The organism is Rossellomorea sp. FM04394, from assembly GCF_041889765.1.
Classification (GTDB): domain Bacteria; phylum Bacillota; class Bacilli; order Bacillales; family Bacillaceae_B; genus Rossellomorea; species Rossellomorea aquimaris_B.
In genome coordinates, this window is record NZ_CP168654.1 from 1,399,315 (window position 1) to 1,419,365 (window position 20,051).

At 42.5% G+C, this 20,051-nt stretch carries 19 protein-coding genes; 16 read left to right on the forward strand and 3 right to left on the reverse strand.

The window, feature by feature from the left end; genetic code table 11:
* Positions 1-1,164 carry a YheC/YheD family protein gene (locus ACCB35_RS07035; RefSeq protein WP_374056328.1) on the reverse strand — a complete coding sequence of 388 codons (1,164 nt, stop codon included), beginning with the start codon at positions 1,162-1,164 and terminating at the stop codon, positions 1-3.
* Positions 1,165-1,469: 305 nt separating this feature from the next.
* Between ACCB35_RS07035 and ACCB35_RS07040 the strand changes: the two genes are divergently transcribed.
* The 6 genes from ACCB35_RS07040 to ACCB35_RS07065 all read left to right on the forward strand — a co-directional run bounded on the left by ACCB35_RS07040 (position 1,470) and on the right by ACCB35_RS07065 (position 8,548).
* Positions 1,470-2,609 carry a DUF445 domain-containing protein gene (locus ACCB35_RS07040; RefSeq protein ID WP_374056329.1) on the forward strand — a complete coding sequence of 380 codons (1,140 nt, stop codon included), beginning with the start codon at positions 1,470-1,472 and terminating at the stop codon, positions 2,607-2,609.
* A gap of 95 nt (positions 2,610-2,704) precedes the next feature.
* A complete protein-coding gene (locus tag ACCB35_RS07045) occupies positions 2,705-3,058 on the forward strand; it encodes a YlbF family regulator (RefSeq protein ID WP_044337803.1) in 354 nt (117 codons plus the stop codon).
* Positions 3,059-3,265: 207 nt separating this feature from the next.
* On the forward strand, positions 3,266-4,138 hold the full coding sequence (locus tag ACCB35_RS07050; RefSeq protein WP_374056330.1) for an HAD-IIB family hydrolase: 873 nt from the start codon (positions 3,266-3,268) through the stop codon (positions 4,136-4,138).
* A gap of 138 nt (positions 4,139-4,276) precedes the next feature.
* Positions 4,277-5,773 carry a coproporphyrinogen III oxidase gene (locus ACCB35_RS07055; RefSeq protein WP_374056331.1) on the forward strand — a complete coding sequence of 499 codons (1,497 nt, stop codon included), beginning with the start codon at positions 4,277-4,279 and terminating at the stop codon, positions 5,771-5,773.
* Between the two features lie 248 nt (positions 5,774-6,021).
* Complete coding sequence (locus ACCB35_RS07060; protein ID WP_374056332.1) at positions 6,022-7,635, forward strand: long-chain fatty acid--CoA ligase; 1,614 nt, start codon at positions 6,022-6,024, stop codon at positions 7,633-7,635.
* A gap of 118 nt (positions 7,636-7,753) precedes the next feature.
* Complete coding sequence (locus ACCB35_RS07065; RefSeq protein WP_374056333.1) at positions 7,754-8,548, forward strand: enoyl-CoA hydratase; 795 nt, start codon at positions 7,754-7,756, stop codon at positions 8,546-8,548.
* 118 nt (positions 8,549-8,666) lie between these two features.
* Here ACCB35_RS07065 and ACCB35_RS07070 read toward each other — a convergent pair whose 3' ends face one another.
* A complete protein-coding gene (locus tag ACCB35_RS07070; RefSeq protein ID WP_044337800.1) occupies positions 8,667-8,852 on the reverse strand; it encodes a YhzD family protein in 186 nt (61 codons plus the stop codon).
* A gap of 187 nt (positions 8,853-9,039) precedes the next feature.
* On the opposite strand from ACCB35_RS07070, the gene ACCB35_RS07075 reads away from it, so the two are divergent.
* From ACCB35_RS07075 to ACCB35_RS07105, 7 genes are all read left to right on the forward strand, one after another.
* Complete coding sequence (locus tag ACCB35_RS07075; protein ID WP_374056334.1) at positions 9,040-9,939, forward strand: ABC transporter ATP-binding protein; 900 nt, start codon at positions 9,040-9,042, stop codon at positions 9,937-9,939.
* Entirely contained in the window at positions 9,932-11,182 is a 1,251-nt protein-coding gene (locus ACCB35_RS07080; RefSeq protein WP_374056335.1) for an ABC transporter permease, read from the forward strand. Before ACCB35_RS07075 ends, ACCB35_RS07080 begins: the two co-directional genes overlap by 8 nt.
* A 146-nt stretch (positions 11,183-11,328) precedes the next feature.
* Positions 11,329-12,537: an exonuclease SbcCD subunit D gene (locus ACCB35_RS07085; RefSeq protein ID WP_374056336.1), complete on the forward strand. Its 1,209-nt coding sequence runs from the start codon at positions 11,329-11,331 to the stop codon at positions 12,535-12,537.
* Positions 12,538-12,554: 17 nt separating this feature from the next.
* Entirely contained in the window at positions 12,555-15,530 is a 2,976-nt protein-coding gene (locus ACCB35_RS07090; RefSeq protein ID WP_374056337.1) for an ATP-binding protein, read from the forward strand.
* Positions 15,531-15,670: 140 nt separating this feature from the next.
* A complete protein-coding gene (locus ACCB35_RS07095) occupies positions 15,671-16,876 on the forward strand; it encodes an MFS transporter (protein WP_374056338.1) in 1,206 nt (401 codons plus the stop codon).
* Between the two features lie 217 nt (positions 16,877-17,093).
* The gene (yhaM, locus tag ACCB35_RS07100; protein WP_044337794.1) at positions 17,094-18,035 is read left to right on the forward strand and encodes a 3'-5' exoribonuclease YhaM; all 942 of its coding nucleotides are present in this window, start codon (positions 17,094-17,096) and stop codon (positions 18,033-18,035) included.
* A 121-nt stretch (positions 18,036-18,156) separates the two neighbouring features.
* On the forward strand, positions 18,157-18,336 hold the full coding sequence (locus ACCB35_RS07105) for a sporulation YhaL family protein (protein ID WP_044337793.1): 180 nt from the start codon (positions 18,157-18,159) through the stop codon (positions 18,334-18,336).
* Between the two features lie 59 nt (positions 18,337-18,395).
* Here the strand turns inward: ACCB35_RS07105 and ACCB35_RS07110 are convergent, their stop codons facing one another.
* The gene (locus ACCB35_RS07110) at positions 18,396-19,352 is read right to left on the reverse strand and encodes a peptidylprolyl isomerase (protein WP_044337792.1); all 957 of its coding nucleotides are present in this window, start codon (positions 19,350-19,352) and stop codon (positions 18,396-18,398) included.
* 187 nt (positions 19,353-19,539) lie between these two features.
* Between ACCB35_RS07110 and ACCB35_RS07115 the strand changes: the two genes are divergently transcribed.
* From ACCB35_RS07115 to ACCB35_RS07125, 3 genes are all read left to right on the forward strand, one after another.
* A complete protein-coding gene (locus tag ACCB35_RS07115) occupies positions 19,540-19,626 on the forward strand; it encodes a YjcZ family sporulation protein (protein WP_044337791.1) in 87 nt (28 codons plus the stop codon).
* An 87-nt stretch (positions 19,627-19,713) separates the two neighbouring features.
* Positions 19,714-19,797, forward strand: a complete 84-nt coding sequence (locus ACCB35_RS07120; RefSeq protein WP_060670486.1) for a YjcZ family sporulation protein — start codon at positions 19,714-19,716, stop codon at positions 19,795-19,797.
* 126 nt (positions 19,798-19,923) lie between these two features.
* Complete coding sequence (locus ACCB35_RS07125) at positions 19,924-20,010, forward strand: YjcZ family sporulation protein (RefSeq protein WP_113971259.1); 87 nt, start codon at positions 19,924-19,926, stop codon at positions 20,008-20,010.
* The last annotated feature ends 41 nt before the right edge of the window (positions 20,011-20,051 follow it).

Genomic DNA, 20,051 nt, shown 5'->3' on the forward strand with positions numbered 1-20,051 from the left:
TTAATCCTCCTTGTTCATCCATTTTGTGAAGCTATATTCATAGAGTGCTTTAACCGACGGACGGGTCCGGTCATTTTCCAGATACGTTCGTTTAGAAGGTTTGGAATTGACTTCGATGAGCCAAGGCTTCCCGCTTTCATCGATGCCGACATCAATGCCAAGCTCCGCGTAGTGGCCATCAACAGTCTCAGAAAGGAGCATGGCTGAAGTCGTACATAATTCCTTCATGTCAGTTAGAATCTCAACGCTTTTCTTATGTGGAAAGACAGTGTGCAAGATGGAAAGAGGTCTTTCAATGCTTCCCCCCTGATCAACGTTTGCCACGAATTGATCCTGTGATGCAACACGTGCAACAGAAGAGACGATCTCCCAGCTTTCTCTCCCATTGAGATGACATAGAAACCGAAAGTCCAATGGCTGACCTTTCACAGTAAGGAAAGGAATGGTTTCCTGAATGATATAAGAGGAAGGTTTACACCAGGATCGAATTTGTTTATAGAGTGCTGAGTAAGTTGGGAAAGTAAGTGGACTCTGAGAGGAGAATGAATTTTGGTACATGATAAATCCTTTATCTCTTTTTTGAATACGCATGATGTAACGTCCCTTGCTCCCGTTTATCCCTTTAACGAACACATCGTTATTCAAGGAAAGCATTTTCTCCAATGAATCGATTCCGTGCATTGTTTGGGGCAAGTGATGTGCTAGGGACGGGCTGTCTTTCAATGCATTGTAAACATCGTCTTTCGATAGAAAACCAGAATTGAAAACATGGATTTGGCGATTTTCAGAGCGGGTAAGGGCTTTTTTGTAGGAAGGGGTTCTTTCTACCTTCCGGGAATGACAACGATTGTAAATGACGTGAGGAGCAGGAAGCGTTGTGGACTGCCATTCTTGATCGAGATATGCGACCCCTTCAGGGAGGTCTCCAACAAAGGTTGAGAGTGGAAGCAGGTAAAAAAGTCCACCTTTTCGTTGAAACCAGCTCTGACACTCTGTAAAATATTCTTTTAAAGAGTGTGAATGTAATTCATTCAAAGAAAATTGGTTGATTAATAGGGCCACAACCGGTCCCATGTGAATGAGGGCATTCCTTGAATCGATGAATATCCATATGTTTTCCAGATTTGGTATAGAAGAGAATAATGAATCGCTAGTATCTAACATAATCTGTAAAGAATCAGTCGAAGCCTCCTTACATGTAACATTAAGAAGGGAGTTCCCACATTTCAACGTCATGCTCCGTTGAAAAGGGTATCGATTCATCATCTGCTTAGGGATGTATAAGTGATGATGATCATGAATATTTTTATGCGAACTAAATGAACATTTTATCTTCATCCGGCATTCCCCGTTTGCATAACCCGTAAGAATGATTCTATAATTATTTATTGGGCTAATGTTGATATAGCATTCTATGTAAACCCGGGCAAAATGTTCAAACTGGAGAAGTAGAAAAGGAAGGTGCAATCATGATGGATGCTTTCATCCTAATACTGTTCATGGTTTTGATTGGAGCCCTCATTGGAGGAGTCACCAATTCATTAGCCATTAAAATGTTATTCAGACCTTATAGGGCTTACTATATCGGGAAATTTAAAGTACCATTCACACCGGGGTTGATCCCAAAACGCCGGGGAGAATTGGCAGAACAACTTGGGAAAATGGTGGTCGAGCACTTAATCACTCCTGAAAGCCTTCAGAAAAAAGTGATGAACGAAAATTTTCAAAAGGATGTAACCCATTGGCTGTCAGAAGAAATACAGCCTGTCTTCACATCGGACAAAACCGTGAATGAATGGCTGGACATCCTGCAAATCCCTGTCTCCTCAGAGCGTCTTAATGGATGGCTTAAGGAGTGGGTAGCTGTAAAGGTGAAAGATACGAAGGCTTCCTACACATCTAAAAATCTTGAAGAGGCTCTTCCTGAAAAATGGCAGGAAAAAGTAGAAGAAAGTATTCCTAAGCTTGTTGACTTTATCGCAAACCGGGCGGAAGCCTATTTCACAAGCCCTGAAGGAAAGCTGAAAGTGAAAATAATGATCGACGATTTTCTGAAAGAACGGGGTATGCTTGGAAACATGCTGGGAATGTTCCTGGGTAACACATCGGTTGCTGACAAAGTACAACCTGAAATCGTAAAGTTCATCAAGCATGAGGGGACACAGGAAATCTTATTCAATCTGCTGACAAAAGAATGGTCCAAACTGAAACAAATGAAGCTGGGAGAATTTCTCGATCGATTACCAGAATATGATCTGATTCAGACCGTCCAGGCATCCCTGATCAAACTCGTCAACATCGAAGGCCACCTATGTAAGCCGTTAAGACACTTTATTGAGCCACATAAGGATTCCTTCTTCAACCTCCAGCTCCCAAGATGGGTGGACAGAGGGACGGACCTCTTATCGAAGAAGATTCCGAACCTCATGGAGAAGATGCACCTGCAGCATATTGTGCAGGAGCAGGTTGAATCTTTTTCAGTTGGAAGATTGGAAGAATTGGTTCTCGGCATTTCCCGTCGTGAATTCAAGATGATCACCTACTTAGGGGCATTACTTGGAGGAGTGATCGGAATCGTTCAAGGGGTCATAGCCCTCTTTATCTCTTAATTCAGCATGGCTTAAGGGTCCTTCCTAGAATTTCACTCTATAGTTTGTTATAGTGGTGTAGGAAACATAGAGTGAAATTATAGGAGGTACGTATTTTGGCTATTAACTTATACGATCAAGCGAACGAATTGGAAAGTGCTTTACGTCAAAGCGATGAATTTTTACAACTGAAAAAAATGTATGACGAAGTAAACAATGACGAATCTGCTAACAAGATGTTTGAAAACTTCAGAAACATTCAAATGAATCTTCAACAAAAACAAATGAGCGGTGAAGAAATCTCTCAAGAAGAAGTAGAGCAAGCTCAAAAGACAGCTCAACTTGTTCAACAACACGAAAAAATCGCAAAGCTTATGGAAGCTGAGCAACGCATGAGCATGGTCATCAATGACTTGAACAAAGTCATCATGAAGCCGCTTGAAGAACTTTACGGTTCAATGCAGAAATAATAGTGATGAAATTGACCGACTTCTTGATGGGGAGTCGGTCTTTTTTTATGAACTGGCTAATGGTATAAAGATGCATAAAAGGTGGAGTCGGCCACCGGTCCTCCGTGAATTCATAATTTCCGAATTACCTGACCCCCTTGTCATATTTGTCTCCCTCCATTCATAAAAGTAAAGAAAGGGAGTAGACAACATATAGGGGGGACACCAATGATGATCTATAGAATGTTAGCGTTAAATATTGATGGTACAATTGTAAATGAAAACGGAAAAATTGCGAAGGAAACAAAGGATGCAATTGAGTACGTCCAAGATAAAGGGGTACCGGTCACATTGGTTACAAGCAGGAGCTTTGCTTCAGCAAAAAAAGTAGCCAAAGCCCTAAAGCTCAAAACCCCGCTCGTCACACATAGTGGGGCCTATATCGCTGGTGAGCTCGAAAAACCGATGTATGTAAAGAAGATTGCCGAAGACATTACGTATGAAATTGCTCAATTCCTCGAAGGGTTCTCATGTCAGGTACACCTTTCCCATGAGAAGCGCTCAATCGTGGGCAAAGCCAATTCCCAGGCAAGGGATATGGCGAAAATCTCTTGGCAAAGAGAGTCCAAATTACTGTATAGTAAGCAATTTGTGGACCGTGTGAGTGATCATCTCTTAGAGAATCCAATGTCGGTTCCAAAGATATCGGTGGTCATGGAGCATCGGGAAGATGTGTGGGACGTTGTCGCATCTTTAAAAGGGATGTATGAAGAGGTGGACGCCATTCCGACATCTGACTATAAGCTGGATATCGTACCAAGGGGCGTATCGAAGCTACGGGGACTAATGTATCTGTCTGAGCGCCTTGGAGTGAAGAAGGATCAAATCGTGATGGTCGGATCGGGGCTGGATGACATCGATTCCTTGGAATGCTGCGGTCTTGGGGTTGCTATGGGAGACGCCCCAAGACAGGTAAGAGAAGCAGCGAACTGGATTACACGCAGCCAAAGCGAAAAAGGCATCCCGTACTTTGTAACAGAACTATTTCGGAAGCAGCACCCCATCCCATTCCTGAAAAAAATGAACATCATTAAATCTTGAAAAACAACACCCCGCACTTCCATGAGGAAATGCGGGGTGTTGTTTTTATATGAGTTGAGCCCGCCGGCCATTGACCATTCCACCCCCTTTCTGTACACTTATAAAAGCTTATTAGATTTTGGAAAAGGTGATTAGAACGTGAATGTTTTGATAAAAGGGATCGAGGATGAGCGTTTCGAGCGCCCTCTGAGATTGATTGCGAATTTATTTTTTGAAGAATCCGTGATTCACTTTGGTGTTTGTGATGGCGCTGATCTTCAAGTCCATATAGAGCTTTCGATAGAAGAAAAGATTAGAGCAGAAGCGATATTAACAAAACCGTTCTCTGAACAATCATACACTGCCAAGTATGAACATGATTGGGCACCGTATGAAAATGAGAAAGAACGATTCAAACAGTTGAAAACTGCCGTATCCCATGTGTATTTAAATGTACTTCAAGACATGACGGGAATCAGGCAAAAGTGGGGGATTTTAACGGGAATCCGACCAACCAAGCTCCTGCATAAGCAGACGCAGTTGGGAGTGCCCCAGGAAGAAATTCATTCGAAATTGAAGGAAGAGTACCTCATTACCGATGAAAAAATTCAGCTGATGCAAAATATAGTAGACCGTCAGTTATCTGTTGTACCAGACCTCTATGATCTGCAGCATGAAGTAAGCATTTATATCGGAATCCCATTTTGTCCGACCAAATGCGCCTATTGCACTTTCCCGGCATATGCAATTCTTGGCAAACAAGGACGGGTCGATTCCTTCCTGGCCGGACTTCACTACGAAATCCAGGAAATGGGACGCTGGTTGAAGAAGAATAACGTCAAGATTACGACTATTTATTACGGTGGCGGTACACCGACGTCCATCACCGCAGAAGAAATGGATGCCTTATACGAAGAAATGTATCGCTCCTTCCCTGATGTGGACAAGGTAAGGGAAGTGACAGTGGAAGCGGGGAGACCCGATACGATCTCCACTGATAAACTTAAGGTACTCAATAAATGGAATATCGATCGCATTTCCATCAACCCTCAGTCGTACACTCAGGAAACACTAAAAGCGATCGGCCGTCATCATACAGTGGCAGAGACAATTGATAAATTTCACTTATCCCGCGACATGGGAATGAACAACATTAATATGGATCTGATTATCGGCCTTCCCGGTGAAGAACTTCCGGAGCTTCAGCATTCTTTGGATGAAACCGAGAAACTCATGCCGGAATCGTTGACTGTCCATACTCTTTCCTTTAAACGTGCTTCTGAAATGACGAAGAACAAAGACAAGTACAAGGTGGCAGACCGGTTCGAAATCGATAAGATGATGAATCGAGCTGAAGAGTGGACAAAGCAGCATGGTTACGAGCCGTACTATTTGTATCGTCAGAAGAACATTCTCGGGAACCTGGAAAATGTCGGTTACGCCCTGCCCGGACAGGATAGCATTTATAACATCATGATCATGGAAGAAGTCCAGACGATAATCGGAATAGGATGTGGAGCGGCAAGTAAATTTATCGATCCGAAGACAGGAAAGATCACTCACTTTGCCAATCCGAAAGAGCCTAACGCCTATAACCTTGGCTTTAAAGAGTATACAGAAAAGAAAATTAAGATTCTTGATGATTTGTTTTCATAAAAAAACACGCTGTTCGGGAGAAGATCCTGCACAGCGTGTTTTTGACTGATCATTTGCAACCACAAGAATTTGTACATTACAGAAGTCACCATATCATCAACTCATAGCTGGTTGTAACAAAAGATAAAACGTCAATTATCGGAATTTTTCAACATTACATAAAGGATTAATCGTATAAAGGTAGAATTACTTAAGATAGACATAGACATTTTTGTAAACGCTTACCGAATTGAAGGGAGAGATCGAATATGATGCAAACACCTCTGCTTCTGACACAAATGATTGAACGAGCTGAAAAGTATTTTCCTAAGAAAGAAATTGTTTCACGTACGGAGTCCGGAATTAACCGCTTTACCTATAAACAGTGGGGGGAAAGGACACGCAGACTTGCAAGCTCCCTTTCTAAACTTGGGGTAGAAGAAGGGGATAAGGTCGGTACACTGGCTTGGAATCATCACCGGCATCTTGAAGCGTACTTTGCGATTCCTTGTAGCGGTGCCGTGCTACATACAATCAATATTCGCTTATCTCCGCAGCACATCGTTTATATTATCAATCATGCCAAGGATCAAGTATTGCTCATTGATTCAGACATTGTTCCACTCATTGAAAAGATCCAAGATCAGATTCCAACGGTTAAAGCCTTCATTGTGATGACCGATGGAGACTTGCCCGAGACGTCTTTAGAACCAGTTTATCATTATGAAAGATTACTGGAAGAAGGAGATCCTTCTTTTAAATTCCGCACAGACATTGATGAAAATGCCCCGGCAGGAATGTGTTACACTTCCGCTACCACCGGCAATCCCAAAGGAGTCATCTATTCTCATCGTGGAATCGTATTACATGCCATGGCTTTAGGGCTTGCAGATACGACTGGAGTTTGTGAGCGCGATGTTGCCCTTCCTGTTGTACCCATGTTTCATGTAAATGCATGGGGACTTCCGTTCGCATCGGTTTGGTTTGGAACGAAGCAGGTACTTCCTGGACCATACTTCACTCCTGGATTGCTGGCTAAGTTAATGCAGGATGAGGAGGTAACCATCTCTGCTGGTGTACCGACGATTTGGCTTGGGCTGCTCAATGAACTGGAGAAAAATGATTATGATCTTTCAAGCCTTCGTTCCGTTTTATGTGGGGGATCAGCTGCTCCTAAAGGAATGATCAGGACCTTTGAAGAGAAATTCGGGATTCCGTTCATGCATGCATATGGAATGACAGAAACAAGTCCACTTGCCGTGATTGCAGCATCGAAAAGCTATCATGATGCCCTATCTGCTGAAGAAAAGCTTGATTTGAAAGCAAAGCAAGGGATCCTCGTCCCTGGATTAGACATGAAAATCGTCGGGAAAGACGGGGAAGTGGCTTGGGATGGAAAGGAAATGGGAGAGCTTGCCCTAAGAGGACCATGGATTGCTTCTGAATACTATGAGGATGAAAGAACAGAGGAAGCATTCCGTGATGGCTGGCTGTATACAGGTGATGTCGTCACCATCGATGAAGAGGCCTACATTAAAATCGTTGACCGCACAAAGGACTTGATCAAATCAGGTGGAGAATGGATTTCTTCTGTAGACATTGAAAATGCTCTCATGGCACATGAACATATATTCGAAGCAGCGGTAGTTGCAGTTCCCCATGAAGAATGGCAGGAGCGCCCGATCGCTTGTGTGGTGTTAAAGGACTCGGGAAAAGGAAATGTGGCCAAAGAAGAAATCATGGACTTTCTGAAACCACAGTTTGCCAAATGGTGGCTGCCGGATGAAATCCTGTTCCTTGATGAGATTCCCAAAACGTCTGTAGGGAAATTTTTAAAGAGAGCCTTGAGGGATCAAGTGCAGGATAAAATGAAACAAATATAACTCGTAAGAGAGAGGTCGGTCAGAAGTCGATCTCTCCTTTGAATTATTGTACTATTCAAAATAATAATTCCTAAAAATAGGATATTACGCTATGCTAGAAGAAAGGGGAGGGATTTTTTTGACAGTGTCAAATCAATACGAAACAGTAAAATTACATAAGAAAGGTAAGGTGGCAAGGCTACAGCTGAACCGTCCTCAATCACTGAATGCGTTGGATGCAGGGCTTATGGGAGAGCTCCTGGCTGCATTAAAAGAAGTGAAAAATGACCCATCTATTTCTTTATTGGTCCTTACAGGGGAAGGAAAGGGGTTTTCTTCTGGAGGAGATATCAAATCCATGCTTTCATTAAGTGGAGAAGAACAGTTCTCAAGTATTATGGATACCATCAGTGAATTGGTGATGACGCTATACACCATGCCTAAAATAGTTTTGACAGGTATACATGGTGCTGCTGCAGGTCTTGGGTTCAGCCTGGCGCTTTGCTCTGATTATATTTTGTGTGAAGAAGACAGCAAACTCGCCATGAACTTTATCGGCATCGCACTGATTCCGGATGGAGGAAGTCACTTTCTTCTTCAGGAACGCCTGGGAACGCATAAAGCAAAACGAATGATATGGAACGGTAAAGTATTTGAAGGACAAGAAGCCCTTATGAAAGGACTTGTCGATGAAGCGATACCTTCGGGTAAACTGGAGGAGGGCATCGAGCGCTACACGAAGCAAGTATTAAGTGCACCGACAAAAGCGATGCTGAAAACGAAAGAAGTGTATGTCTCATTAAACAAAGACAGGCTTCAACGTGCGCTTGATCTTGAAAAAGAGGGTCAATGGCTCATGCGTCAAACCTCCGATCACCAGGAAGGCATTCGTGCATTTGTGGAAAAAAGAAGACCTGAATTCAAGGGGGAATAGTGGTTAACGAGAACTGACCTGATGGAGGTTGGTTCTTTTTTGTTCAATGAATCTCCCCCATATAACAAAAAATGCATCACAAGCCACTCGAGGTGACCCGTAATGCAGGATGTAAGTCTTACACATGGAACAACAATAGTTTCCCCAGAGGAGAAGTACAGCGGTGAGTATGATCGGCATACCCCTTTTCCTCTAACATGGATTCTCCCATTTTCTTTGCATCGCTATCGGATGAAGCTTCGAAGGATTCATCCAGAATCTTTTTTCCGTCTTTTTCAAAGACTGTCAGTTTGTAGACCTTCATCGTATTTTACCCCTTTGTATAGAATTCATTTACTCTTTTATTTTTTCATATTATCATTTTTTTGGAAAGTCTAAATAGTTTGATAATGAAAAAAAGAATTGGGAAATGAAACCTTTTGTGGATGAAATCGTAGAGTACTAGAGAGAAAAAAGATGCTTGTTTACGGGTATAGGAGGGGAATGCTGAAATGAGTTTGAATATACAACAGGTAACCAAAAGGTTTGGACAATTTACAGCAGTTGATCAGCTGTCACTGGACATCCCATCAGGTGAAATGTTTGGGTTCCTGGGCGCGAATGGGGCCGGGAAGACGACGACATTTCGAATGGTGTTAGGGTTGATAGATGCTTCGGAAGGGCAGATTACGTGGAAAGGGAAAAAGATCGATTATTCCACAAGTCCGGAAATTGGATATTTGCCTGAAGAGAGAGGGCTTTATCCTAAAATGAAGGTAAGTGATCAAATCGTCTATCTGGCACGTCTTCGTGGGATGGAGAAAAAGACCATCCTGGAAGAACTGAATTACTGGCTGGATCGATTCAATGTTCCTCAAAACGTCAACAAGAAAGTTGAAGAACTTTCAAAAGGAAATCAGCAAAAGATTCAGTTTATCGCATCGGTCATTCATAAGCCCAGTTTACTGATTCTTGACGAACCTTTCAGCGGTCTGGATCCGGTTAATGTTGAATTATTAAAGGATGCGGTCAGGGAAATCAAGAATAATGGAACCACAATCGTGTTCTCCAGTCACCGCATGGAGCATGTAGAGGAGCTCTGTGAAAGCCTGTGCATCATGCATAAAGGACGTCCCGTGGTGCACGGTGGCTTGAAGGAGATCAAGCGTTCCTTTGGGAAGAAGAATGTAGTGATTCACTCCGATTTTGATCTTCTATATTTAAAGGATATGAAAGGCGTGACAAAGGTGAAAGAAACAACAGAAGGAGTTCTCCTTCAGGTCGAGTCTGAGGATGCTGCCCAAAGTGTATTTCATGACGTTGTTCAAAAGGGATTTCTTCGTAAGTTCGAATTAGAAGAACCTTCCCTGAACGATATCTTCATAGAAAAGGTGGGGACTTCTTATGAATAATTTCTTCTTGATTCTTAGTCACTCTTATTTATCAAAGCTTAAGGCAAAATCTTTTATCATATCCACCGTCATTATAGCAGCTGTCCTCGTATTACTGGCCAATTTTGATAGTATCATCTCGAACTTCAGTAATGATGACACGAGTATAATAGCGGTTCAGGACGAGTCGGGCAACCTGTATGATCCCCTTGTGCAGCAGATGAAGATCATGAATAGCGAGATCGAGCTTGAACCTGCCACTCAATCGATGGAAGAAATCGAAAAGAAAATAGAATCTGAAGAATTAAAAGGATTACTCATTTTAAGTGAAAGCCCTGAAGGTCTTCCGCAAGCTCTGTATAAATCCAATTCATTATCAGAGTCCAATGTGAGCGGGGAATTACAAGTCGCCCTGCAAAATGTGAAGTCTTCACTGGCTGCAAGTAAACTGGAGCTTTCAGGTGATGAACTGGTACTGTTAAGCGGTCCTGTTCCCTTTGAAAAGGAAGCCCTTGTCGAAGGAGCCAAGTCTGAAGAAGAACTGAGCCAGGCGAGGGGCATTGTCTATGTCCTATTGTTTTTTATTTATTTCTCTGTCATTGCTTACGCTAACATGACGGCCATGGAGGTCGCGACGGAAAAAAGCTCGAGAGTGATGGAAATCCTGATATCAAGTGTGTCTCCAGTAAAACAAATGTTTGCCAAGATCATTGGAATCGGTCTCGCCGGCTTGACTCAATTAGCGGTTATCTTGGCAGTAGGCTATTTTACTATGATTCGAAAGAAGGATGAACTAGTAGGTGGATTTTTTGAAGGGTTCGGATTTGAATCTCTGTCCGCGAGTGTCGTTATTTACGCGATCATCTTCTTCTTATTAGGATATTTCCTGTATGCGACCCTTGCAGCATTACTGGGATCCCTTGTCAGTAGAATTGAAGATGTGCAGCAGATGATCATGCCGATGACCTTCCTGATCATGATCGGATTCTTCATTTCCATGTTCGGTCTTGGAAATCCGGAAGCGGGCTTTGTCACGATTACTTCTTATATCCCATTTTTTACACCAATGGTGATGTTCCTGCGCGTTGGGATGCTGAATCTTCCGGTGTATGAACCGGTCATCGGCATTGTGGTCCTTCTTGCTACGATCATTATTCTCGGGGTATTTGGGGCACGTGTGTATCGTGGAGGAGTGCTTCTTTATGGAAAGTCCAATTCCTATAAAGATATTAAGAAAGCAATCGATTTAACATCCAAAAAATAATCCGAAACGAAAGGCTGTCTCTGTGCCCGGGGCAGCCTTTTTCTGTTAATCGTGCAAATTGTGAATACATACTGAAATTATCCCCCGTTTTAGGATATAATGAAAGAATATCAGAACGTATATTCGTAGTTACGGGAGGGAACTTCATGGATAAAATCCGTTTTTTTCATGTGGCAGATCTACATCTGGATAGTCCATTTATTGGACTTAAACATTTACCGAAAGAAGTGTTCGAACGTATTCATAATAGTACCTTTGCTTCTTTTGAAAGAGTGGTAAAGGAAGCGATTCATAGACAAATTGACTTTATGATCATAAGCGGGGATCTATTTGACGAAGAAGATAGAAGTATTCGGGCGCAAGCTAAATTATTGAAGCAATATAATCTGTTGCACACAAATAATATCCCCGTATATGTCGTGCATGGCAATCATGATCATCTGGGAAGCTATCGATTAGAGCTCGATATGCCGGAGAATATACATATTTTTAACGAGGATACCGAAGTGAAGCAAGTTACCACTCAAAGTGGAGAACCCGTCGATATTGTGGGATTTAGCTATGGTACCAGACATATTAGAAATCGAAGAATAGAAGGCTTTCCTAAACGATCCGAAGACCGCTATACAATCGGTATCCTTCACGGGAGCGAGGGAAGTGTCCACTCTTCTCATGAAACATACGCCCCTTTTACTGTCAGTGAACTCTTGGAGAAGAATTACCACTACTGGGCCCTGGGGCATATTCATGAGCGACGGATCCTACATGAAAATCCTTTTATCGTCTATCCAGGAAACATCCAGGGAAGGCACAGGAAAGAAACCGGGATGAAGGGATGTTATGAAGTTGAGCTTGATCAGCACCATACGAAATTAACGTTTATTCCGACTCACGACATGATGTGGAAGACTTGTACAGTATCCCTCAAAGGCGTCAATCGCTTTGGAGAAGTGTTTCAACGCATCCAGCAAGCCCTGGAACCCTTGAACGACGGGGATATGCTAATAGAGATCCTCCTGACCGATGATGATTCGCTTCCCCAGGACATGGCAGGGAAAATAGAAAATGGTGATCTGTTGGAAGCATTGCAGTCAGATTATGAAAGTCAACAGGGGGTGAAGTGGGTTCATTCAATACGGTGGGATCGAACACAAGCGAGTAGGGGCATTGAACGGGATCCGTTTACACAGGAAGTCATGGCGACGTTAAATGGCATGAATGAAGAAGAGTGGGAGGATGCCCTGGCAGAGCTGTATGAGCACCCTTCTATTTACCGCTTCCTGGATCCCTTAGGGGAAGAAGAGAAGAAATCTTTAATAGGAGAAACAGAGCACTTGTTACAAAATAAAGGCTGAACGTGGAGGTGGATGAGGTGAAACTACTCGAACTTCATATATACGGATATGGAAAAATAGAAAATAAGCGTTATTCACTTAGAGACCTTCAATTATTTTTTGGGGAAAATGAAGCTGGTAAATCGACGATAATGTCTTTCATTCATAGCATTTTATTCGGTTTTCCGACTAAGCACCAATCACTCCTGAGGTATGAACCGAAATCATCTACAGAGTATGGCGGGAAAATCCTTTGCCAATTGGAAGGTCATGGAATCGTTGGTATCGAGCGCATCAGGGGCAAGGCAGCAGGCAACGTAACCGTCCAATTCGAAGATGGAAGAATGGAAGGAGAAGAAACCCTTCAACAATTGCTGGGGAATATGGAGAGAGCCACCTACCAAAACATATTCTCATTCAATCTGGAAGGACTCCAAAACATCCAGCGCCTCAAGAAAGAAGACCTGAACCGCTACCTGTTCTCTGCAGGCTCGACAGGGACGGACCTCCTTTTAAAGCTGGATCAGAACTGGCAAAAAGAAAGGGAGCAGTTGTTTAAGAAATCAGGTAGGAAACCACAGATCAATACGGTGCTGACACATTTAAAATCCCTTGAAAACCAAGTAAGGGAAGGAAAAGAAAAAAATGAGCAATATCTTCCTCTTATAGCAAAGAGGCAATCGTTGGAAGCCTCCGTTACATCCATGGAGGCAGAGAAGGCGGATCTTACTGAAAAGAAACAGTACCTGGTTTCGGTCAATGAAAACTGGGATTCACTCACTGGCTTCAAAAGAGTGAAAGAGCGGCTTTCTCAGCTGGAAGTAATCGATTTTCCTGCAAAAGGATTAGAGCGCTTAAACGAGCTTAAAACCGAGGAAAGACAGGTATCAGCGCACCTTGAATCCCTGATGGTGAAACAAGAGAAACTCCAACATAGATTAGAATCTGAAGAAATCGATACTTCCTTAAATGAAGACCTTCCATATATGGAAAAGATAATCTCTCAACAATCCTTTTATCTGAAATGGAAAGAAGAAAGTAGTGAACGGAGCAGAGAACTGAGAACGGTTCGTAGTAAAATCAATGACACGATCCGGGAATTGGGATTAACAGTAGAGATGGAAGAAATTCGGTCACTGGATACAAGCTTAATGATGTCTGACCGTATTCACAATGCGCTAGATCAGCAATCAAAGCTCCTTCATGAACGTGATAACTTGCAGAAGCATTACGAAGAGGAAAAAGAAGAGCTCCGCCTCATTGAAACCAAATGTGATGATTTAGAAGATAGGCTGATGAAAGAAGATGAGTATCAAGAATTACAAAGGAATGTGAAAAACCAATCTTCCCGGCAAGCTTCACGGGATCAGGCACATTGGATGAACTTACAAGTGAAAGAAGCAGAGGAACGATTCACCAGAAAGAAGGCATCCTTTTCTCAACAGCTCCTATTAATTGGTGCAGCACTCCTCCTTTTATTTGGGTTTGGTGCGTGGTCTATCGTAACCGGGAATTGGCTGGTTACAGGGATCAGCCTGCTTCTCCTCATTGTGGTCGGTGCAATGGGAATGCAGGCCAGGGGGAATCTGCAGGAAGAATCAAAAAGCCTTCAAAAAGCTAAAGCAAGAGCTAAAGAGCTCCAGCCTGAAGAAAAGATGGAATTCAATTCTCCCGAAAGAACCGAGCAAAACTTAAAGCAGCAAATGGAATTGAGGAACGAGTGGAAGCAGCGTATTCTTTCATTAGAAGAGCAGCAAGCAAAACTTCAGAAGCTCCGTGAGAAACAGAAGGGGATAGAGAGCGAAATTGTTCAGGGAGAAAAAAGATTATCCCACTTGAAATCAGAGCTTTGTTTACCTTCTGATTTTCACTGGGAGTGGCTGCGTGATGCGTTTGTCAAAATGAAAGCAGCGGTCGCTAATTATGAGACTTATATCCACTTGAAAGAAGAACAAGCCTATGTGGTCCACAAAATGAATGAGTATAAGGAAGGCTGCCAGGAATGGTTTCATCGACATTCTTTCACGTTTACGACAGTCGAGGAGGCTTTGATTAAACTGAAGGGGATCATGCAGGATATTGAAAAGAGAAAGCTTACAATCAATAGTATCCAATCGGAGCTCGAACCTCTTTCTCTTGAGATAGAGAAGCTTTCCATTGAAGTGAGAAAAGTCAGGGATGAAACCCAAACCCTTATTGAGTCTGCTGGCTGCCTGGTGGAAGCTGAATTTCGTGAAAAAGCACTTCGCGTCGAAGAAAGAAACGAACTAACTGCTCAGTATAGTGGAATGAAAACACGGATGACGAAACGGACATTCGAAACATTTCTTCGGTTCGATTCCAAGGAAGAAAGCAGAAAAGAATTAACAAGCGTGTCACAAAGAATCGACGAGCTTTCGGCAGAGCTGTCCGCTCATCAAAAAGAGCTCGCTTCCATTTCGTATGAAATAAAAGTGTTAGAAGAAGGAAAGAGTTACTCAAGCATCCTCCAGGAGTTTCAAGGTAAGAAAGCGGAGCTTCAGGAGCTTGCGTATGAATGGTCAAAGTATACGTTAGCACAAGTGTCCTTAAGCAAAACAATGGATCTCTATCAGAAAACCAAGATGCCTAAGGTGATGAAGCTTGCAGAACAAAATTTCAGGGAGCTCACAGAAAATCACTATCTTCACATTTTCTTGCAGGAAGGTGAGATGATCAAGGTAGAGAGGAAGGATGGTGCAGTCTTTCACGCAGTGGAGCTCAGTCAAGGAACGAAAGAGCAGCTTTACATCGCCATCCGATTTGCCCTTATACAATCTTTCCGAGACAAGTACCCATTGCCGATATTGATCGATGATGGGGTAGTCAACTTTGATAGAGAGAGAACGAACGCATTTTTAAAGCTGTTGAGGAAAATGGCTAAGAAGCATCAAATTCTGTTCTTTACCTGTCATCCTCATATTAAAAATACGTTCTCCTGCGAGGAAATGATTGTATTAAAACGGTTGGAAAAGGAATCGATCCGCACAACCTGATTTTTTGTCCAATAGAATTAGCAAAAAACTCCTGGATTCGTTACAATACTACAAGGACTTGTTTAAACATCCATGACGGCTGATTATGAAAAGAAGTCTCATGGTGAAGAAATGATTGCTGGAAAGAAGGAACACATAGTATGACAAAAACAAAAGGGTGGAAACGAAATAGGGGGCCATTGGCACTGCTCAGCTTTAATTTATTTATCGTCATGGTTGGAATCGGTCTGGTCATCCCCATTCTTCCTTTCTACGTAGAAAAATTCGGCGCCAATGCCCAAACGCTTGGAGCGTTGGTGGCTGTATTTGCATTTATGCAGTTTTTATTTGCTCCCATTTGGGGACGTCTATCCGATCGAATCGGGAGGAAACCATTAATCACAATCGGCCTGATAGGCTTTGCCATAGCTGAATTCATTTTCGCCTTCGCTGTAGGATTATGGATGCTATTCCTGTCCAGAATCCTGGCAGGTGTTTTCGGTTCTGCATTAATGCCAACTGCAATGGCCTACGTATCAGATGTAACGGATGAGGATAATCGGGGTCAAGGGATGGGGATCCTGGGTGCAGCCATGGGTCTAGGTATCGTCATAGGGCCTGGAATCGGAGGGTGGCTGGCAGAAATCAATCTCTCCTATCCATTTATTTTTGCAGGGATCGCAGCCTCCATTGCAGCGATCGTCTCGGTCATCATATTACCGGAATCCTATCCTAAGGAAAAAAGAACGTTCGATCAGAACGAGAGACGTGAAAACCGCTTTGTGGTCATGAAGAATGCTGTCTTGAGTCCTGTCGGATTTCTATTGATTCTTGTGTTTATCATGAGCTTTGGATTGGCTAACTTCCAATCGATTTTCAGCTACTATGCACTTGAACGTTATGGATATGGTCCGCAGGAAGTCGGTATCATCATTTTGATTATCGGTATCATCGGTACCGTTGTTCAAGGAGTGGGTGTGGGAAGGGCGACGAAGAGGTTCGGTGAAGAAAAAGTCGTAACGGGCTCTTTACTACTTAGTGCACTGGGATTTGTCATCATGACATTTGCCACCAGCTTTATAGGGGTCTTGATCACAACCGCCGTTTTCTTTGTCGGAAACTCCATGCTCCGTCCATCGTTGAATTCCCTTATTTCAAAACTGGCAGGTGAAAGACAAGGGACCGTCATGGGTCTGAACAACTCGTTTCTCAGTCTTGGTAACGTCGCTGGGCCATTACTTGCCGGGACACTTTTTGAGTGGAATATACATATTCCCTACTTCTTCGGAGCATTCATTATGCTCGTAGGGCTGGTAGCGACGAAGGTTTGGATTAGTAAGAAAGAGAAGAAAGCGGTAGTGAATTAGATTTGAACCGTCTCCCATGGGGGCGGTTTTTTATTGTGGGAGGAGAGGGAAAGGCCTTTAAAGGGTGTTCACAATTTTGAATAATTTGGAATCAGGCAAACGATTTGCAGAAAGGCGGCACAACAACATCTAAATTCACCCCAGCCCTTTCCACCCATGTACTTTGACGAAATATGATATACTTAAACTACTAATATAGTTGGACGGAGGAGAAGAGATGTCTGGGATTACACATTTTAATGTAGGAGAAACAATCGATTTACCACTTTTAATTAAACAAATGACCAAAGGTACGACAAATACAGGAAAGCCGTTTTTAACGCTGATTCTGCAAGATAAGAGTGGAGATATGGAAGCTAAGCTTTGGGATGCTTCTGAGCAGGATGAGAAGGCATATCAGCCTGAAACGATCGTTAAGGTTGTTGGGGATATACATAGTTACCGTGGAAAGAGTCAGCTCAAGATCAAACAGATTCGCCCGGCTTCCCCGGCAGATGGTTATGCCATTTCCGACTTTCTTGAAACGGCGCCGGTGAGCATTGATGAAATGACGAGTAAGATCACTCAGTATATATTTGAAATGAGAAATCCAAATATCCAACGCATCACAAGACACTTGATTAAAAAATATCAGAAGCCTTTCCTGGAATATCCGGCGGCTACTAAGAACCATCACGAATTTGTATCAGGGCTTGCGTATCACGTTGTCTCGATGCTGGATCTTTCGAAAGCCATTGCTGGACTTTATCCTTCCCTGGATTCAGATCTTCTCTATGCCGGGGTGATCCTGCATGACTTAGGGAAGGTCATCGAGCTGTCAGGTCCTACCTCTACAACGTATACAATTGAAGGGAATCTGATCGGCCATATCTCTATTATGGTCAATGAGATTGGTAAAGCTGCCGACGAACTTGGAATTGAAGGGGAAGAAGTGATGATCCTTCAACATCTGGTACTGAGTCATCATGGAAAAGCGGAGTGGGGAAGTCCTAAACCGCCACTCATTCGTGAAGCTGAAATCCTTCATTACATCGATAATGTAGATGCAAAGATGAATATGCTGGACCGCGCTTTGGAGCGAGTCAAACCAGGAGAATATACAGAAAGAGTATTTGCCCTGGATAATCGATCATTCTATAAACCGACTTTTCATAAATAGGTAAACAAAAGCCCCCGGTCCATGAATCGGGGGCTTTTTCTGTAGAATAAGTGTACTGTTTTATCTATTCACTACATATAGTGTTAATAAAAGAGGACAAACCTATAAGGAGATGAAGCAGATGACACTACCTATTTGGATGTACTTGGTTGTAGCAGGGATTTTCGGGAGTGCCTTTATGACGATTAAATCAGCTAAGGAAGAAAAGAATATGGAAGATGAATGGATCGAGAAGGAAGGGGAAGTCTACATCCATCGTATGGAAGAGGAGAAGCAGCGAAGACGTCAATTATCGTCTTGATTATCATACACATACATTAAAAAAGGACTGACGGAATGGATCCGTCAGTCCTTTTTGGTCTATTCCTCCGCAGGTGCAGGAGCTTCTTCTCCTTCAGGTGCAGCGGGAGCTTCTCCGCCTTCAGGTGCAGCGGGAGGATTTAGCACTTGATCAAATGCCTTTTTTAGATCTTTATCTTTAATGTTTAAATCAGCTTTTTCGATTTCAGCTTTCATGGCTTCCTGGATTTTTTGAGGATCTACTTTCGAAAGCTTCAATTCTTTTTCGATTTCCTTCTTCATCTCATCAAAGGATTTCTTTTCTTTTTTATCTGTCACTTCAATGATGTGGTAGCCATATTCTGTTTTGATCGGCTCACTCACTTTGCCTTTTTCAAGAGTGTCCAGTGCTTTAGAGAATTCAGGTACGAAGTTTTGACGACCTGCATTGTCTACCCAGCCCAAGCTTCCGCCATTTTCAGCAGAACCGGGATCTTTAGAGTATTCCTTTGCAAGATCTTCAAACTTTCCACCATCAGCTAATTTTTGTTTTACTTCTTTGGCGGTTTTTTCATCATCCACAAGAATGTGACGAACTTGAATGTCAGGCTTCCATGTCTCGTAGTATTCCTTTACTTCTTCTTCTGTCACTTTCACGTCGGAAATCGCCGCTTTTTCTTGAAGTAATTGAAGCTTTAAGTATTCTTTAAACGATTTTTCATCAAGATTATATTGTTGTAAGAACATTTCAAATTGAGGTCCCAATTGATCTTTGGCTTCATTCAGCTTTTCATCAACTTCCTCTTTTGACACGTCATACTTTTCTTCAAGTACTTTCGTGTAAACCAGTTCTTGAAGGGCTTGTTCCATTTGTGGAGTGAATTTTTGCTTCATTGATTTGTAAAGTTCATCTTTTGTTACGTCGCCAGCTTTTGTTGTTGCAACAACGTCACTGTTTCCTTCAGCACCATCTCCACTGCATCCTGCAAGTCCAGCGACTCCGGCAGCCAATGATACTGAAATGATCCATTTTTTCATGGTGACCAACTCCTACACTAAATTCGTTTAATGGCTTGTCAAATTTCTACAAAACATACTATAACACACTTTTTCCATGAAAAAAAATATTTTCCAACTTAATCTTCAGAAAAATGGGCATTTTACACACCCATTTCCTAGGTACTTTCATATGATAAGAGCGAAGAGAGAAAAGGAGGTAATAAATATGAGCTGTGGATACAATTCCGGATTCGCGTTAATCGTAGTGCTGTTCATCTTATTAATCATCGTTGGTGCCGCATATATTTGCTAAAAAAACTTAAATTTATGACATTAGCCTAAAACAAATGGCAGCTAACTTGAATAAGATAAATTAGCGCTTCAAAGGAGGTGGGAAGTTATGGGTCACGCATACGGCGGAGGTTTCGCGTTAATCGTAGTACTGTTCATCCTGTTAATCATTGTAGGTGCAGCATGGCTATAATTTAGCCTCAGGGTTTAGGTTTACCGGATAAAGACTGTAAGAGGGGGCAATACCTTTGAAAGGCTGGCCCCTTTTGCTTTATTCCTATTTAGGTGGCTTTTTCATACATGAAAGGAGGAAGCGCAGATGTCAGGTGCTTACGGCGGAGGATTTGCGTTAATCGTTGTTCTATTCATTTTGTTAATCATCATTGGTGCAGCATACGTTTATTAATTAAACGATGACAATAGAAAAAACAAAGCAGATCCGGATTT

Bases quoted from the DNA above. Each gene is read 5' to 3' on its own strand.
- ACCB35_RS07035 (WP_374056328.1), bottom strand. From the start codon at position 1,164: ATGTTAGATACTAGCGATTCATTATTCTCTTCTATACCAAATCTGGAA.
- ACCB35_RS07040 (WP_374056329.1), top strand. From the start codon at position 1,470: ATGATGGATGCTTTCATCCTAATACTGTTCATGGTTTTGATTGGAGCC.
- ACCB35_RS07050 (WP_374056330.1), top strand. From the start codon at position 3,266: ATGATGATCTATAGAATGTTAGCGTTAAATATTGATGGTACAATTGTA.
- ACCB35_RS07060 (WP_374056332.1), top strand. From the start codon at position 6,022: ATGATGCAAACACCTCTGCTTCTGACACAAATGATTGAACGAGCTGAA.
- ACCB35_RS07070 (WP_044337800.1), bottom strand. From the start codon at position 8,852: ATGAAGGTCTACAAACTGACAGTCTTTGAAAAAGACGGAAAAAAGATT.
- ACCB35_RS07075 (WP_374056334.1), top strand. From the start codon at position 9,040: ATGAGTTTGAATATACAACAGGTAACCAAAAGGTTTGGACAATTTACA.
- ACCB35_RS07080 (WP_374056335.1), top strand. From the start codon at position 9,932: ATGAATAATTTCTTCTTGATTCTTAGTCACTCTTATTTATCAAAGCTT.
- ACCB35_RS07085 (WP_374056336.1), top strand. From the start codon at position 11,329: ATGGATAAAATCCGTTTTTTTCATGTGGCAGATCTACATCTGGATAGT.
- ACCB35_RS07095 (WP_374056338.1), top strand. From the start codon at position 15,671: ATGACAAAAACAAAAGGGTGGAAACGAAATAGGGGGCCATTGGCACTG.
- yhaM (WP_044337794.1), top strand. From the start codon at position 17,094: ATGTCTGGGATTACACATTTTAATGTAGGAGAAACAATCGATTTACCA.
- ACCB35_RS07105 (WP_044337793.1), top strand. From the start codon at position 18,157: ATGACACTACCTATTTGGATGTACTTGGTTGTAGCAGGGATTTTCGGG.
- ACCB35_RS07110 (WP_044337792.1), bottom strand. From the start codon at position 19,352: ATGAAAAAATGGATCATTTCAGTATCATTGGCTGCCGGAGTCGCTGGA.
- ACCB35_RS07115 (WP_044337791.1), top strand. From the start codon at position 19,540: ATGAGCTGTGGATACAATTCCGGATTCGCGTTAATCGTAGTGCTGTTC.
- ACCB35_RS07120 (WP_060670486.1), top strand. From the start codon at position 19,714: ATGGGTCACGCATACGGCGGAGGTTTCGCGTTAATCGTAGTACTGTTC.
- ACCB35_RS07125 (WP_113971259.1), top strand. From the start codon at position 19,924: ATGTCAGGTGCTTACGGCGGAGGATTTGCGTTAATCGTTGTTCTATTC.